The 15,649-nt window shown below is 60.5% G+C and carries 10 protein-coding genes and 1 pseudogene; 7 read left to right on the top strand and 4 right to left on the bottom strand.

Going from position 1 to position 15,649, the window contains the following annotated elements:
- Positions 1-137 precede the first annotated feature (137 nt).
- Positions 138-1,430 (top strand): HAAAP family serine/threonine permease, encoded by a 1,293-nt coding sequence (locus ACTG27_RS10995; protein ID WP_005338498.1) that lies wholly within the window; start codon positions 138-140, stop codon positions 1,428-1,430.
- Between the two features lie 90 nt (positions 1,431-1,520).
- On the opposite strand, the gene ACTG27_RS10990 is transcribed toward ACTG27_RS10995, so the two are convergent.
- Both ACTG27_RS10990 and ACTG27_RS10985 read right to left on the bottom strand, forming a co-directional pair.
- On the bottom strand, positions 1,521-2,240 hold the full coding sequence (locus ACTG27_RS10990) for a substrate-binding periplasmic protein (protein WP_151286710.1): 720 nt from the start codon (positions 2,238-2,240) through the stop codon (positions 1,521-1,523).
- 91 nt (positions 2,241-2,331) lie between these two features.
- A complete protein-coding gene (locus ACTG27_RS10985; RefSeq protein ID WP_151286709.1) occupies positions 2,332-3,297 on the bottom strand; it encodes an MBL fold metallo-hydrolase in 966 nt (321 codons plus the stop codon).
- A gap of 152 nt (positions 3,298-3,449) precedes the next feature.
- On the opposite strand from ACTG27_RS10985, the gene ACTG27_RS10980 reads away from it, so the two are divergent.
- The 6 genes from ACTG27_RS10980 (at position 3,450) to pdxY (ending at position 12,929) form a co-directional block, all read left to right on the top strand.
- Entirely contained in the window at positions 3,450-4,349 is a 900-nt protein-coding gene (locus tag ACTG27_RS10980; protein ID WP_064337066.1) for a LysR family transcriptional regulator, read from the top strand.
- Positions 4,350-4,450: 101 nt separating this feature from the next.
- Positions 4,451-5,731: an L-methionine/branched-chain amino acid transporter gene (gene yjeH, locus ACTG27_RS10975; RefSeq protein WP_151286708.1), complete on the top strand. Its 1,281-nt coding sequence runs from the start codon at positions 4,451-4,453 to the stop codon at positions 5,729-5,731.
- Positions 5,732-6,123: 392 nt separating this feature from the next.
- Positions 6,124-7,677 (top strand): lysine decarboxylation/transport transcriptional activator CadC, encoded by a 1,554-nt coding sequence (cadC, locus tag ACTG27_RS10970; RefSeq protein WP_151286707.1) that lies wholly within the window; start codon positions 6,124-6,126, stop codon positions 7,675-7,677.
- Between the two features lie 753 nt (positions 7,678-8,430).
- The gene (gene cadB / locus ACTG27_RS10965) at positions 8,431-9,765 is read left to right on the top strand and encodes a cadaverine/lysine antiporter (RefSeq protein WP_005347861.1); all 1,335 of its coding nucleotides are present in this window, start codon (positions 8,431-8,433) and stop codon (positions 9,763-9,765) included.
- Positions 9,766-9,842: 77 nt separating this feature from the next.
- On the top strand, positions 9,843-11,975 hold the full coding sequence (locus ACTG27_RS10960; RefSeq protein ID WP_236381402.1) for a lysine decarboxylase CadA: 2,133 nt from the start codon (positions 9,843-9,845) through the stop codon (positions 11,973-11,975).
- Positions 11,976-12,068: 93 nt separating this feature from the next.
- On the top strand, positions 12,069-12,929 hold the full coding sequence (gene pdxY, locus ACTG27_RS10955) for a pyridoxal kinase PdxY (protein ID WP_236315767.1): 861 nt from the start codon (positions 12,069-12,071) through the stop codon (positions 12,927-12,929).
- Positions 12,930-13,005: 76 nt separating this feature from the next.
- On the opposite strand, the gene ACTG27_RS10950 is transcribed toward pdxY, so the two are convergent.
- Both ACTG27_RS10950 and ACTG27_RS10945 read right to left on the bottom strand, forming a co-directional pair.
- Positions 13,006-13,443, bottom strand: a complete 438-nt coding sequence (locus tag ACTG27_RS10950) for a PliI family lysozyme inhibitor of I-type lysozyme (protein WP_040066645.1) — start codon at positions 13,441-13,443, stop codon at positions 13,006-13,008.
- Between the two features lie 59 nt (positions 13,444-13,502).
- Positions 13,503-15,537: pseudogene (locus ACTG27_RS10945) on the bottom strand (M13 family metallopeptidase).
- Positions 15,538-15,649 lie beyond the last annotated feature (112 nt).

Here is a 15,649-nt window from a genome sequence, read left to right as displayed (position 1 = left end):
CACAAGGAGTGATGGCCAGGTTGCCGGGGGGCGAGAGGTTAATATCAAGGACGGACAGCAGGCGTTCCAGGGAGATGGAACCGGGCCAAGGCCCGACCAAACAAGAATCCCATTTTCCTAGATGACAGGAACAACGTATGTCTGACATGAATATTGCAGCTGATGGTCGTTTAGCCAGCAACACCTCCCGCGGCGTCAACAAGGCCGATGTGGTCTGGATGCTGGGTCTGTACGGTACCGCGATCGGTGCCGGTGTGCTCTTCCTGCCAATCAACGCCGGTGTAGGTGGCCTGTGGCCGCTGGTTGCCATGTTGATCCTGGCGCTGCCGCTGACTTTCTTTGCTCACCGTGGTCTGACCCGCTTCGTGCTGTCCGGCTCTACCCGTGATGGCGACATCACTGAAGTAGTAGAAGAGCACTTCGGCAAGACCGCAGGCAAATTCATCACCCTGCTCTACTTCTTTGCCATCTACCCGATCGTGCTGATGTATTCAGTCGCCATCACCAACACCGTCGAGAGCGTGATTGTTCACCAGCTGGGCATGTCTGCACCTCCCCGTGCCGTTCTGTCACTGGCCCTGATCCTCGGTCTGATGGCGGTTGTTCGTCTGGGCGGCCAGGTTATCGTCAAAGCGATGAGCGTGCTGGTATTCCCGTTCGTGCTCACCCTGATGGGTCTGGCGTTCTACCTGATCCCGCACTGGAACGGTGCCATCATCACTGAAGCTCCGGCCCTGTCCGACGCCTTCAACGGTGACTTCATCAAGACCCTGTGGCTGGCTATCCCGGTAATGGTGTTCTCCTTCAACCACTCCCCGATCATCTCCTCCTTCGCGGTGGACAACAAAGGTCGTTACGGTGAAGGTGCCGAGAAGAAGTGCAGCAACATCCTGCTGGGCGCCCACGTCATGATGGTGATGACAGTTATGTTCTTCGTATTCAGCTGCGTACTGAGCCTCTCCCCGGCTGACCTGGCTGCTGCCAAAGAACAGAACATCTCCATCCTGTCCTACCTGGCCAACCACTTCGATAACCCGGTTATCGGTACTGTGGCTCCGCTGATCGCCATGGTTGCCATCAGCAAATCCTTCCTGGGTCACTACCTGGGTGCGCAAGAAGGCATGAACGGCCTGATGGCCAAGGCGCTGCGCGAGAAGGGCAAGAACGTTGATACCAAGCAGCTGAACAAAGTCACTGCCGTGTTCATGATCCTGACCACCTGGGCCATCGCTACCATCAACCCGAGTATCCTCGGCATGATTGAAGACCTGGGCGGCCCGATCATCGCAATGCTGCTGTTCCTGATGCCGATGTACGCCATCACCAAGGTTCCGGCCATGCGCAAATACGCTGGCAACATCAGCAACGGCTTCGTGACCATCATCGGCCTGATCGCCATGTCCGGTATCATCTACAAGCTGATTGCCTGATAACTCCGGTTACCAAGTTGAATGAAGAAGCCGCCTCACAAGAGGCGGCTTTTTTATGGCTGTTTGGGGTGGTGAGCGGATGCGGTATCGCTACTTCATCAGCTTCTTCACCTCGTCGCTGGCCAGCGCCTTGTTGAATTTGTCCCGCGCCTTTTTCCCCTTGGCAGAGTTGGTAAAGCAGACGTGGAGGGACTTGTCCTCGAGGATCTTGCCGTTGAAGCCGAGGTTGGCGGCAACGTCCTTGAGTTGGGGATCGCTCTCCAGCAGATAGGTCATCACATTCTGGTCGATGACCGCCAGATCGAGCCGACCGTTGCCGAGCTTGAGCAGGTTCTGGCTGTCCGAGCTGGTGGCGTCAGCCGAGAGCACCTTGCTGGCCACTTTTTCGTCGAACTCGGTGGTATTCACATAGCCGGTGACGACACCAATTTTCTTGCCCTTGAGGTCATCAAGGCTCTGCCAGGTGACCGGCTGATCGGCTCGCTGGGCAAAGCCGAGGGGGCCGTTACCTATGGGGTCAGAGAAGAGGCAGCTGCTCTTGGGGTCGAGATACTCGGGGAAATAACCCAGTACCTCGGGGTTGTTGGTTGCCTCGTCCACGGCCCGTTGCCAGGGATAGAACTTGATAGTCAGCGGGTCGCCAGCCAGGGCAAAGGCTGCGGTCACCACCTGACTGCTCTTGCCCTGCTCAGGGAGGCTGGCGCTGGTGTAAGGGGGCCATTCAAGGCTGGTCAACACTGCCGCCTGAGCGGCCGACATGCCGAACAAGGGAAGAGTGGCCAGGGCGAGGTGCTTCCATTTCAGGCTCATAGGGATAACTCCTTGTGGTCAAACACCCCTTAAAGATAGCCCCCGGTGTCGATTGCGGATGCCGGCCATGGCTGACCGGCATCCGTGCCATCTATTTATTGTCGATATTCTCCGACTGCCAGAGGGCATAACCCTTGCCGGAAGCCGTGGTGGGCAGATCAATCTGCATCAGGTCGTTGCCGATGACGAAGGGGCCCGTGTAGCGGGCGCGCAGATCCTGCGCCAGATCTTTTACCCTGATCTTGCCGTTGAGGCCGATATGGCTGAACACGGTCAGCGCCGGTCTGGCTTCGTTCATTACCCGGGCCGCCTGCTCGGCAGAGGTCATGGAGACGCAGTGCACCAGCAGATCGGCCCCTTTGGCCTGCTTCACTACTTCGGGGCTGTAACGGGTATCGCCGGAGAGCACCACGCTGTGGCCGTGGTAGTCGATGCGATAGCCGAATGACGGCTTGATGTTGACCCCGTGGTCGTTGTCAAAGGCGGTTACCTTGACCCCGTCATGGTTGTAGACCACCCCGGCGGTGACCTCGTGGCTGTTGATCTCCACCCCGTCCAGCGGCGTTCCCTCATCCTTGACCCGGGTGGCGATGTCAGTGGCGTAGGCCTGCTGCAAGCCACGGGCGAGAGCTGTGGTGCCTTTGGGGCCGTAGAGTTCCATCGGCGCGTGGCGCTGGCCATAGGCCGGTTGCAGCCAGCCGGTCAGCCAGAGATCCGCCAGCCCGTTGGTGTGGTCGGAGTGAAAGTGGGTGAGGAAGAAGGCGTTGACCCGGCCGATGGGGATATGCAGCTGCCACAGGCGAGTGGCGGAGTTGCGGCCAAAATCGAACACCAGCTTCTGGTTGCCTGCCTCGACCAGGGTGCTGTAGCCGCCCCGGCTTATCTGGGGCACCGGAGTGCCGGTGCCGAGCAGGCTGACCCGAAAGATATCGGGCCGGGCTTGAGTTGCTGAGGCTGGGGCTTGATCGTGGTTGCTGATAAAGCTGCTCTCGGCGGCCTGACTGGCGCCGCTGGCCAGCAGACCGACCAGCAGGGCGGCCAGATAGGTGCTTTTCATGGGAATTTATCCTGTGGGGAAGGGATGGCATCACTGTATTGGTAACTAAAAGTTGAGTAAATTGGCTAAAATCCATTTCTTACTAAACTTTTGGTTGTGAATTAGGGCTCGGTAGCGGGTCGTGTTACTCAGGAACGAACAAAGGAGCGGTTGTGGACCGATTGACCAGCATGCGTATCTTCACCCGGGTGGTGGATCTCGGCTCCTACAGCGCCGTGGCGAGCGAAGAGGGGATCAGCGCCCAGATGGTGGGCAAGCATGTGCTGGGACTGGAGCAGTGGCTGGGGGGCAAGCTGTTTCACAAGACCACCCGCCAGCAGACTCTCACCGAACTGGGCCAGCTGTTTTTGGCTCGCTGCCAGCGGGTACTGGAGGAGCTGGCATTGACCGAATCGCTCACCCAGAATCTGTTGGCTGAGCCGGCCGGCCGGCTGCGCATCGCCGCCCCCCTCAGTTTTGGCCACCATCGGCTGGTGCCGCTGCTGCCCGCTTTTATCGACCGCTACCCCAAGCTGGATCTGGATCTGCAGCTCACTCCGCGCTGGGTCGATCTGGTGGAGGAGGGGTTCGACGCCGCCATCCGCACCCTGCGCCCGCAGGATGAGGCGCTGATCGCCCGTCCGTTGCTGACCCAGCACTACCGCCTCTGCGCTGCCCCCGACTACCTCAATCGCCACGGCGTGCCCCGTCATCCGGCCGATCTCGCCCGCCACCAGTGTCTGCACGGCAACTGGGGCGAGCACGAGCGTTGGCAATTTGTTGGCGAGGATGGTCAGAGCGAGGAGGTGCGGGTCGCCTCGCGCTTGCGCATCAACCACTGGCCGGCGCTGCTGACGGCGGCACTTTCCGGGGCTGGCATCACCTTGCAGCCCGCCGAACAGGTGAGTGACCATATCGCTGCGGGGCGTTTGCTGCCGCTGCTTGGTCGCTATCAGAGCCCGGCCAAGACCCTCTACTTCATCTATCCGGCGGCGCGGCGGCAGGTGCTCAAGATCACCCTGCTGGGGGATTTTCTGGCCGAATCCCTGCAAGTTGGGCCCGAGCCCGAATAAAAGGCTGCATATTCTCGCCGCCGCGCTTAACCATCGTGCTTAACAAAGGGGCGGAGCAGGCCTAACATGGCGGGATGTTTTTCTAGTCGGGACAAAAGGATATGTCTGGGTTGAAAAAGGATCTCGGGCTCTGGCAGGGAATGGGGCTGCTCGCCACCTCGCTGCTCGGCACCGGGATCTTCGTGGTACCGGCGACCGCCGCCTCGCTGGCGGGTGGGGCCTCGCTCTGGGCCTGGTTGTTGCTGATTGCGCTGGTGCTGCCCATCGCCTTTACCTTCGCTCGCCTCGGCCGTCGCTATCCCCATGCGGGCGGCGCGCCGCACCTGATTGGCCTCGCTTTTGGCAACGGTGCCGAGCGCTTCTCCGCCTTCCTGTTTCTGGCGGTGCTGCCGGTGGGCCTGCCTGCCGCCCTGATGATTGCCGCCGGTTTCTGGCACGCCCTGTTCGATATGGGGGAGTGGACCCTCTGGGCCATCCAGTTGCTGACCCTGCTCGGGGTCTTTCTGCTGGGGCTGCGCGGGGCGCGCTCCTCCGGCAACCTGCAGCTGTTGATAGCTCTGGCTATTCTGGGGCTCACCCTGCTGATCTGGTTCAAGGGGGAGGTGAGCTGGCGCGATGCGGCCCGGCCGCTACCGAGCGCGGATGAGTGGCCCCCTATGGCTACCGCGCTGGCGGTGATGTTCTGGTGTTTCGTCGGGCTGGAAGCCTTCGCCCACATGGGGGAGGAGTTCAAGCGGCCGGAGCGGGACTACCCCATCGCCCTGCTCGGCGGGGTGCTGCTGGCGGGGCTTATCTACTGGATCCACTCGCTGGTGGTGCTCAAATATGGCCTCTACGGCGATGAGGCGAAAAACGCCACCGCCATCCCCTCCCTGCTGGCGCTGCTGTTCGGCCCCACCGCCAAGTGGCTGGTGGCGGTGCTCGGCTACCTCTCCTGCTTTGCCAGCATCAATATCTACATTCAGGGCTTTGCCCGGCTGATCTGGAGCATGGCGCGGGAAGGCAAGCTGCCCGCCTCGCTGGCTGTGCTCACCGCGCGCGGCGCGCCGCTGCGGGCGCTCGGTCTGGTGCTCGCCATCTGCCTGCTCTGTATCACCCTCATCATCTGGCTGCGACTGCCGCTCGATGAGCTGATCCGCTACGCCAACGGCAACTTCGTGCTGGTCTACCTGCTCTGCATGGCGGCGGGCTGGCGTCTGCTCGGCGGGGTGGGCAAGGGGCTGGCGGGGATAAGCGTGCTGCTCTGCGCTCTGGTGCTGGTGGCGCTCGCCACTCAGGTGCTCTATGCGGTGGTGCTGAGTCTTGGCTACGGCGGCTTCTCGTTGTGGCGGCGTCATCTGCGCCGCAGTCGTCAGCAGGATGCGCTTCCGGTAGCGAAGTAACGTCTCCCCGATGGTCGAAGAAATGAGAAAGCCCTGATGTTCAGGGCTTTTTGATTCCGGCATATGGGATGTTCATATGAATACTAGTTGGCACGCTATTTGCCGAAAAGTGCGGTGTCGGATCAACTCAACGGCGATTTATAGCCAAAAAAAGTGGGATCCAGCTCCCGTTTTGCTTAAAGTGATCCCTTCCGATCCCGGTGGTCGGAATGCCCGCAAGGATGCCCTTCAGACGTAAACAGGATGGCCTGGCCAGACTGACTCTCAGAGATGTGATTGCTTCGGTTCTCTTTTTATCTGTCACCTCTGGTGATAGCGCCTTGTTCCGTTCAGTCAGCCCGGGTTTTGCGTCTCTCTCATCGTGCATTGTCACCATCTGCAGCGAGTGAATCATGAGCGAATCGGTTTTTGAGATCCACGACTGGACCCTGAGCGTTGACGACAACATGTTGTGTCGCCCCGACCGCGAGGTCTACCTCGAACCCAGACTGGTCAACCTGTTGCGGTTTCTGGCCCATAATGCCGGCACTGTGTTTGGCCGCGATGCCCTGATCAACGAGGTGTGGGATGGCGCCGAGGTGACCGATCAGGTTGTGACCCAGTCCATCTTCGAACTGCGCAAGATCCTCAAAGATGGTCGCACCGATGCGACCGACTATATCGTCACCGTACCCAAGCGCGGCTACAAGCTGGTGGCACCGGTAAGGCCGCTGCAGGTGGTTTCCGTAGTGATGGCGGACGAGCAGCCATCTCCTGCGGTCAATACCACTCTCTCAGACAACCCGACTCTCTCCGATCTGAGCCCGCCCGCGGCTGAGCAGGATGATGATGCACAGCCCAATGTCGCCCCTTTTCCCGCCGGGCCCCTGACCCGCGCCATCTCCACCCATGCCAAGGATGCCCGCAGCCGCTGGAAGATGGTGAGTTTCGATATCTTCGTGGCCATCGTGCTGATCGCCATTGTCAGCATGCTCAGCTACCAGCACACCAGCCCCCAGGTGCATGCCATGCTGGATCCCAATCTGCTGGTGTTCCGCTTCCACTCCGGCATGGATGACAACAACGAGAACGTGCGCCTCGCTGATGGCATTACCCGAGCCTTGATGGGGGAGGTGGCCGTGGCCACGCCGCTGCGGGTGCAGTACGGCGCCACCACTCTGATGGGGGGTATCATGCCCGGCAAGGAGCTGAGTGTGCGGGTCACCCGCCAGCCCCGTGGCACCTATCTCGATCTGGAGTATCGCAATATCAATACCAACCGGGTGCTGTTCAGCCATCAGTACCAGCTCAGTCGCCACAGTGTGCACGGTGTGTTGCAGGCCAGCAGCCAGGATCTGCTGCGCGCCCTCGACCAACCCGATGCCGAGCCGGGGATGGGCTGGCCGACCGATGATGCCTCCCTGATGGCGATGATGGAGGCGCAGTACTACATCAACAGCCGGGATCCGGTCGCCCTCAAGCGCGGCATCGATCTGCTGGAGCAGGCGCTGATTGCCCATCCGGATCAGCCGCTGCTGTTGGCGGAGCGCTATCTGGCGGGCGAGGCGCTGGCCACCCTTGCGGGCAAATCCGAGAGCGAGCGACTGCAGGGGATTGGCACCCATCTCGCCAGCGTGGTGCAAAACAGCGGCGCCCTGCCAGCCCGGGTGTGGGAGGCGTTGACCCTGCAGGCGATCCTCAACGGCCAGCAACAGCAGGCCAACTATCTGCTGGAGAAGGCGGCGAGTCGCGGCCGCTCGGTGCTCTACTACATACTGCAGGGCAAGCTGGCGGAGCTGGACGGTCGCCCCGAGGCGGCGGGGGATGCCTACAGTCAGGCTTTCCTGATGGAGGCGACCGAGCAGACCTATCTGCTCTGCCAGCAGCTCGGTTTCTACAGCAATATGGAGAGCCTCACCCCGGCTCTGTTCAATGCGCTGGGCCAGAGCAAGGTGAAGCTCTTCTAACACCGCAGTGTTGGTTTTCCCCCGGTCGGTGCGGTTGCCGACCCCATCCACAGGCTGCCTTTGGGCGGCCTGTGCTGTTTCTGCTTGTCTCAATCCTGCTTGTTTGCCACCGGGGATGGTCGCTCTGGTGTGGCCCGATTTATCCCCCGCCGCTCCCCACTATCCCCATTTGCCTTTGTCTTGCACGCAGCATTCGCGGCACTCGAGTTTGCCCGGCTTTGCGCCGCGCGCAGCTTGTGACATCTGCTCATTGTTGGCGGCGGGATAAGCTGTCCGTCACGACCCATTTCTCATTGCTTACCGGTTATCGCCGTTGCGCTTTACCTCTGAGTTTGGATTGTGATGAGCCGAGCGGAGGGTCAAGCAGGAGGTGAGCGGCCACTCAGGGTGATGGTCAGCTGGGCGTTCGGATGGTTACAAGGGGAGGGGGTGCATTGGGAGCTGCTTTATCCCGGGTTTATCTGGCCAAAAATATCAAGGCGGCGAGATAAGGGGTTATCAAGGGACAAGAACGGGGCTGTCTGATATCAAGGTTTTATCAAGATGGTGGTGCGACATGACGTCAAGGTTCTGTTTTTAAATGATTTTTATAAAAAGTGGTGAAGCGGCGAAAAAAGTTGCCTCATATTTTTATCCGTTAGCTGGTCTTTATGTTTTCCGGGGATGAGAGGCCTAGTCTGTGCCCATTCTTTGGCGGGGCGTTCCGCCAAATGTGTATGTGACGACCCGACCTTTTATAGAACCGGAGATCTTATGTCCCTAGATACGAGCAAGAAGATTGGCCTTATCGCCTGTACAGGTGTGGTGGCCGGCAACATGATGGGGAGTGGCATCGCGCTGCTGCCTTCGGCACTGGCCACCATCGGCTCCATCTCTGTCTTTAGCTGGGCAATCTGTCTGGTAGGCGCCATGGGCCTCGCCTTTGTCTTCGCCCGCCTTGCTACCAAGAACCCGCAAGAGGGTGGCCCCATTGCTTACGCTGGCGAGATCTCTCCGGTGTTCGGTTTCCAGACCGGTGTGCTTTATTACCACGCCAACTGGATCGGTAACCTGGCCATCGCCATTACCGGCGTCTCCTACCTCTCGGTCTTCTTCCCCATTCTCAATAGCCCAATTCCGGCCGCCGCAGCCACCATCGCTGCCGTCTGGATCTTCACCTTCGTCAACCTGCTTGGCGGTAGCTGGGTGAGCCGACTCTGTACTCTGGGTCTGGTGCTGATCCTGCTGCCAGTTGTCGGTACAGCGGTGATGGGCTGGGGTCATTTTGATGCCACTGTCTATAGCCAGAACTGGAACACCACCAGCGGCAGCGACCTGCATGCGGTCATCAGCGCCGTGCTGATCTGCCTCTGGTCCTTCGTCGGTGTTGAATCTGCCGCCGTCTCTTCCGGCATGGTAAAGAACCCCAAGCGTACCGTACCGCTCGCTACCATGCTGGGTACCGGTATTGCCGGTGTTATCTACATCCTCTCTACCCAGGTGATCAGCGGCATGTTCCCGGCCGGTGAAGTGGCTGCCTCCGGCGCCCCGTTTGCCATGGCCTCTTCCGCCATCTTCGGTAGCTGGTCTGCGCCATTCGTTTCTGCCTTCACCGCCCTGGCCTGCTTCACCTCGCTCGGTTCCTGGATGATGCTGGTGGGCGAGGCGGGCAAGCGTGCCGCTAACGACGGCAACTTCCCGAAAATCTACGGCGAAGTGGACAAGAACGGTGTGGCCAAGAAGGGTCTGATCCTGGGCTCCCTCAAGATGACTGCCTTGATGGTTGGCCTGACCGCCTTCACCTCCCAGTCCGCTCACGCTGCCGATCTCTTCAACGTGCTGACCACAGATGCGGTGCTGCTGACCATGCTGCCCTACTTCTACTCCAGCATTAACCTGATCCGCTTCGAGGGCATGACCTCCCGCAGCATCGGCGCGATGATCTTCTCCGGTGTTGCCTGTGTCTTCTGTCTGGTGGCCCTGATGGGGGCCAAGGGTTCCAACCTTACCGCTACCTTCGTGGTGTCGCTCATCATCCTGATGTTCTACGCCAAAAAACAGGGTCTGCGTCAGCACGACGCCCTGCTGAACGAACAACCCAGCAACTAATTCCCCCTTTTATCTTCCGAGCGCTCTTCACTCACCATCCCTGATGGAGAGCGCCCCTTTACGTGTGGAGCATTACGATGAATATCATTGCCATCCTCAACCACCTCGGCGTTTTCTTTAAAGAAGAACCCATTCGCCAGCTGCAAGCCTCCCTCGAGCGCAAGGGTTTCGAGGTTGTTTATCCGGTCGATGTGGCCGACCTGCTGAAACTGATCGAGAAGAACCCCCGCGTTTGCGGCGCCATCTTCGACTGGGACAAATACTCTTTGGGCCTGTGCAAGGAGATCCACGATCGCAACGAGAAGCTGCCGATCTTCGCCTTCGCCAACGACCAGTCCACCCTGGATATTCACCTGACCGACCTGCGTCTGAACGTCCACTTCTTCGAGTACCGTCTCGGCATGGCTGACGACATCGCCCTCAAGATGGGCCAGGCCACCCAGGAGTATCAGGACGCCATCCTGCCGCCGTTTACCAAGGCGCTGTTCAAGTACGTGGAAGAGGGTAAATACACCTTCTGTACTCCGGGTCACATGGGCGGTACCGCCTTCCAGATGAGCCCGGCCGGCAGCATCTTCTATGACTTCTACGGCCCGAACGCGTTCAAGGCTGACGTTTCCATCTCCATGCCGGAGCTGGGTTCCCTGCTGGATCACTCAGGTCCGCACAAGGAAGCCGAAGAGTACATCGCCCGTACCTTCAACGCCGATCGTTCCTATATCGTTACCAACGGCACCTCCACTGCCAACAAGATCGTCGGCATGTTCTCCGCACCGGCTGGCAGCACTGTGCTGGTTGACCGCAACTGCCACAAGTCGCTCACTCACCTGATGATGATGAACGACGTGACGCCGATCTACTTCCGTCCGACCCGCAACGCCTACGGCATTCTGGGGGGTATCCCGCAGAGCGAATTCAGCCGCGACACCATCGCTGCCAAGGTTGCCGCGACACCGGGTGCCCAGGCTCCCCGTTACGCCGTCGTCACCAACTCCACCTATGATGGCCTGCTCTACAACACCGGCTTCATCAAGGAGAGTCTGGATACCCCTTACATCCACTTCGACAGTGCCTGGGTGCCTTACACCAACTTCAGCCCGATCTATGAAGGCAAGTGCGGCATGAGCGGCGAAGCGATGCCGGGCAAGGTGTTCTATGAAACCCAGTCCACCCACAAGCTGCTGGCGGCCTTCTCCCAGGCCTCGATGATCCACATCAAGGGTGACGTGGAGGAAGAGACCTTCAACGAAGCCTTCATGATGCACACCTCCACCTCGCCGCAGTACGGCATCGTGGCATCGACCGAGATCTCTGCCGCCATGATGCGTGGCAACACCGGCAAGCGTCTGATCAAGGACTCCATCGATCGCGCCATCTCCTTCCGCAAAGAGATCAAGCGTCTGCGTGATCAGAGCGAAGGCTGGTTCTTCGACGTATGGCAGCCGGACAACATCGACACCGTCGAGTGCTGGAAGCTTGATCCGAAAGATGACTGGCACGGCTTCAAGGACATCGATGACAACCACATGTACCTGGATCCGATCAAGGTCACCCTGCTGACCCCGGGTATGGGTCGTGATGGCAAGCTGCTGGAGAAGGGCATTCCTGCTTCACTGGTCTCCAAGTTCCTGGACGAGCGCGGCATCGTGGTCGAGAAGACCGGCCCTTACAACATGCTGTTCCTCTTCTCCATCGGTATCGATCAGTCCAAGGCGATGCAGCTGCTGCGCGCCCTGACCGAGTTCAAGCGTGGCTACGACCTGAACCTGACCATCAAGAACATCCTGCCGAGCCTCTATCGTGAAGATCCGAGCTTCTACGAAGGGATGCGCATTCAGGAGCTGGCCCAGAGCATCCACGATCTGACCTGCAAATACCGTCTGCCGGAGCTGATGTTCAAGGCGTTCGACGTGCTGCCGGAGATGAAGATGACCCCGCACGCTGCATGGCAGCAAGAGCTGGCGGGCAATCTGGAAGAGGTGCCGTTGCGTGACATGGTTGACCGCATCAGCGCCAACATGATCCTGCCGTACCCGCCGGGAGTTCCGTTGGTACTGCCGGGCGAGATGGTGACCAAGGATTCTCTGCCGGTGCTCGAGTTCCTCGAGATGCTGTGCGAGATCGGTGCTCACTACCCGGGCTTCGAGACCGACATTCACGGCCTCTATCGTCAGGCCGATGGCAGCTACACCGTCAAGGTGCTGCGTTAATCGACAGTGACAACAGTCGAAAGTGACAACAACGGGCCGCAAGGCCCGTTTTTCCCTCCGGAATTCCTGTTCTTATTGCGTGAGTCGCCAACCATGAAGCGAGTGCTCTCCATTCAATCCCACGTAGTCTTTGGCTGTGCCGGCAACAGCGCCGCCGTTTTTCCCATGCGTCGCCTCGGGATCGAGGTGTGGCCGATGAACACGGTGCAGTTCTCCAACCACACCCAATACCGCGAAGGCTGGCAGGGGATGGTGATGCCCGGCGGCCATATCCGTCAGCTGGTAAACGGCCTGGCGGAGATCGGCGTGCTGGCCGAGTGCGATGCGATCTTGAGCGGCTACCTCGGCTCGGCCGAACAGGGGGAGGAGATCCTGGCGGCGGTGGCTCGGCTCAAGGCGATCAATCCGGCCGCCCTCTACTTTTGTGACCCTGTGATGGGTCACCCCGACAAGGGGTGCATAGTGGCACCCGGCGTCGCCGATTTTCTGAAAAACCGGGCACTGGCCTGCGCCGATATGCTGGCCCCCAATCTGCTGGAGCTGGAACAGCTCACCGGCCGCGATATCCGCAATGTGCCGGAGGCCATCGAGGCGTGCCAGCAGCTGCGCGCGCAAGGGGTCAAGCTGGTGATGGTCAAGCATCTGGGCAAGGCCGGCTTTGCCATGGACCGCTTCGAGATGCTGCTTGTGTGCGAGGAGGGAACCTTTCATCTCTCCCGCCCGCTCTACCCTTTTGCTCGCCACCCCATCGGGGTGGGGGATCTGCTGAGCGCCACCATGCTGGCCAATCTGCTGGCCGGTTGTACTCCGGTCGCGGCGTTCGAACTTACCAACGCCAGCGTTGATGCCGTGCTGGCTCGCACCTGGCTGGCGGGGGCCTACGAGCTGCAACTGGTGGCGGCCCAGCACGAGATGGCGCTGCCGCAGGTCTCCATCCGGGCGACCCGCCTCTGAGCTATTTGTACCAACAGCAGAAACAACAAAGCCCTGATCATCAGGGCTTTTTATATTTCAGATTCGGGGAGAGGGCTTAGTCCTGCGGGCTTTTGAGCGCCTTGACCACATCCTCTTTGGGCTCCAGCTCCTTGACCTGATTGAAGATCTCCAGCTCCCCTTGCGGACTGACGGTGTAGGCATCGGCATCCTGATAGCTGCCGCTGCCGGCGCTCTCGATGATGACCACCAGCTCGGGCTGCTTGTCGCCATTCAAATCGACCAGTTTCAGCTCCCGGATAAAGCCGTTGCGAGCCATCACCTTGCCATCCTGAAACTCATCCAGTGGAAATTGGGCGTTCTGGCCCGAATAGAGCCGCACGTCATAGCTGCCGATGGAGGCGGGCTCACCGGCCCCCTGCGCCACCCGGATCACCTGCCCGGAGGGGAGGGTCAGCTGCTTGCTAAATCCCTCTTCGGCTTGTGCCGCCAGCGGCAGGGTCAGCAGCCCTGCCATCATCAATGCTCTGTTCATCTTGCAACCTCTTGCTGTCTCTTGACCGCGGGCTCCCGGGGGAGCCCGCCGTGATGCTGTTACCAGATCTTCACCCGCTTCTGGGGCGGCAGATAGAGCTTGTCCCCCGGCTGGATGTTGAATGCCTCGTAGAAGGCGGGAATGTTCGGCACCACGCCGTTGACCCGGTACTCGGGGGGCGAGTGGGGATCGGAGCGCAGCAGCATCTGCATCAGCTCGGGGCGGATACATCCCCTTCCACACTTGAGCCCAGCCGAGGAAGAAACGCTGTTCGCCGGTAAAGCCATCCAGCACCGGCGCCTCCTTGCCATCCAGCGACAGCTCGTAGGCCTTGTGGGCGATGGTGAGACCGCCCAGATCGCCGATGTTCTCCCCCAGGGTGAACTGGCCGTTGACGAACTGGCCGTTGATGGGCTCGAAGCGGTTGTACTGGGCCACGAGACGGCTGGTGCGAAAGCGAAACTCCTTGAGATCCTGCGGCGTCCACCAGTCGCGCATCATGCCGTCACCGTCGGATTTGGCCCCCTGATCATCAAAACCGTGGCCCATCTCGTGGCCGATCACCCCGCCGATGGCGCCGTAGTTGACCGCATCATCCGCCGTCATGTCGAAGAAGGGGGGCTGCAGAATGGCCGCCGGGAAGACGATCTCGTTGTTGCTCGGGTTGTAGTAGGCGTTCACCGTTTGCGGCGACATGTGCCACTCGTCCCGGTCGACCGGTTTGCCGAGGCGCGCCAGACTGTCTGCGTATTCAAAGGCTTGCGAGCGTTGCAGGTTGCCCACCAGATCATCCGGTTTGATGGCGATGGCGCTGTAATCCTTCCACTTGTCGGGGTAGCCGATCTTGGGGCGGAACTTGGCCAGCTTCTCGAGTGCCTGCGCCTTGGTCTCGGGCGACATCCAGTCGAGCTCCTTGATGCTCTGGCCGTAGGCGGTGCGCAGGTTCTCCACCAGCTGCTCCATCCGCTCCTTGGCCGCCGGCGGGAAGTAGCGGGCCACATAGAGCTGGCCGACCGCTTCACCCAGATGATCGTTCAATACCCCGAGCGCCCGCTCCCAGCTGGCGCGCTGCTTGGGCGTGCCGCTCAATGTGGTGCCGTAGAAGGCAAAGTTGGCGCGGTCGGTCTCGCTGTCGAGATAGGGGGCGTAGTCGGTCAGCAGTTGCCACTTGAGGTAGGCCTGCCAGTCGGCGATGGGGGTCTGGGCCATCACCTGATCCAGCGCGCTCAGATAGGTCGGCTGGCCGATGATGAGATCCGGCTGGCCAGCAATGCCCGCGGCATTGAGATAAGCCTGCCAGTCGAGGTGGGGGGCGAGCTGTGCCAGTTCGCTGGCGGGGCGCTTGTTGTAGTTCTTCTCCCGATCCCGCAGGGCGACGTTGTCCCACTGGATGGTGGCGAGCCGGGTTTCGAGGGCCAGAATCCGTTTGGCTTTGCCGCTCGGGTCAGACTCACCGAGGCGGCTCAGCATGGCGGCGATATGCTGTTGGTACTTCTGGCGCAGGGCCTGACTCTCGGGATCCTGCTTGAGGTAGTAGTCCCGATCCGGCAGCCCCAATCCACCTTGATAGAGGTAGACCGCATAGCGGTCGGGGGACTTGGCATCGGCGTCGATCCAGATGCCAAACGGCGCGCCGCCGCCCATGCGGCCACTTTGGGCAAAGGCGCGGGCCAGCGCGGCCTGATCACCGATCAGGTCGATGTCGGCCAGCGCCGGTGCCAGCGGGGTGAGCCCCTTGGCGTCACGGCCTGCCTGATCCAGATAGCTGGCGTAGAGATCGCGGATCTGCTGGGTCGGCGTGCCGGTGGCGGCCTCCTGCTTGGCCAGCCCCTCGACCAGCACCCGCACATCGGCGAGAGATTTGTCCCGCAGCATGTAGAAGGCGCCATCGGCGGGGCGATCGTCAGGGATCTTGGCGGTGGCGAGCCACTTGCCATTGACGTAGCGGAAGAAGTCATCGCCGGGTTTGACCTGGGTGTCCATATTGGCCAGCGCCAGCCCGGAGTGTTTGGGGGATTCTTGCGGTGCCTGACTGCAGCCAGCCAGCAGGGCCAGTCCAATCAGGCCGGCCAGTAAGCTTTTCTTATTGTTCATCTTGTTTGATTCCAATTCCGATTGTTTGCTTCCCTGCCCATCTTCCTTGCTCCAACCGGTTGTGCGACCGCCTTGCGGCCAGCCTGGTGGAGAGGGCGGGCGAGCCTCACTC

Source organism: Aeromonas sp. 97A, assembly GCF_051919185.1.
In the GTDB taxonomy this organism is placed as follows: Bacteria; Pseudomonadota; Gammaproteobacteria; order Enterobacterales; family Aeromonadaceae; genus Aeromonas; species Aeromonas veronii.
The sequence above is the reverse complement of the archived record's forward strand: the minus strand, read 5'-3'. Positions and strand labels throughout refer to the sequence as shown.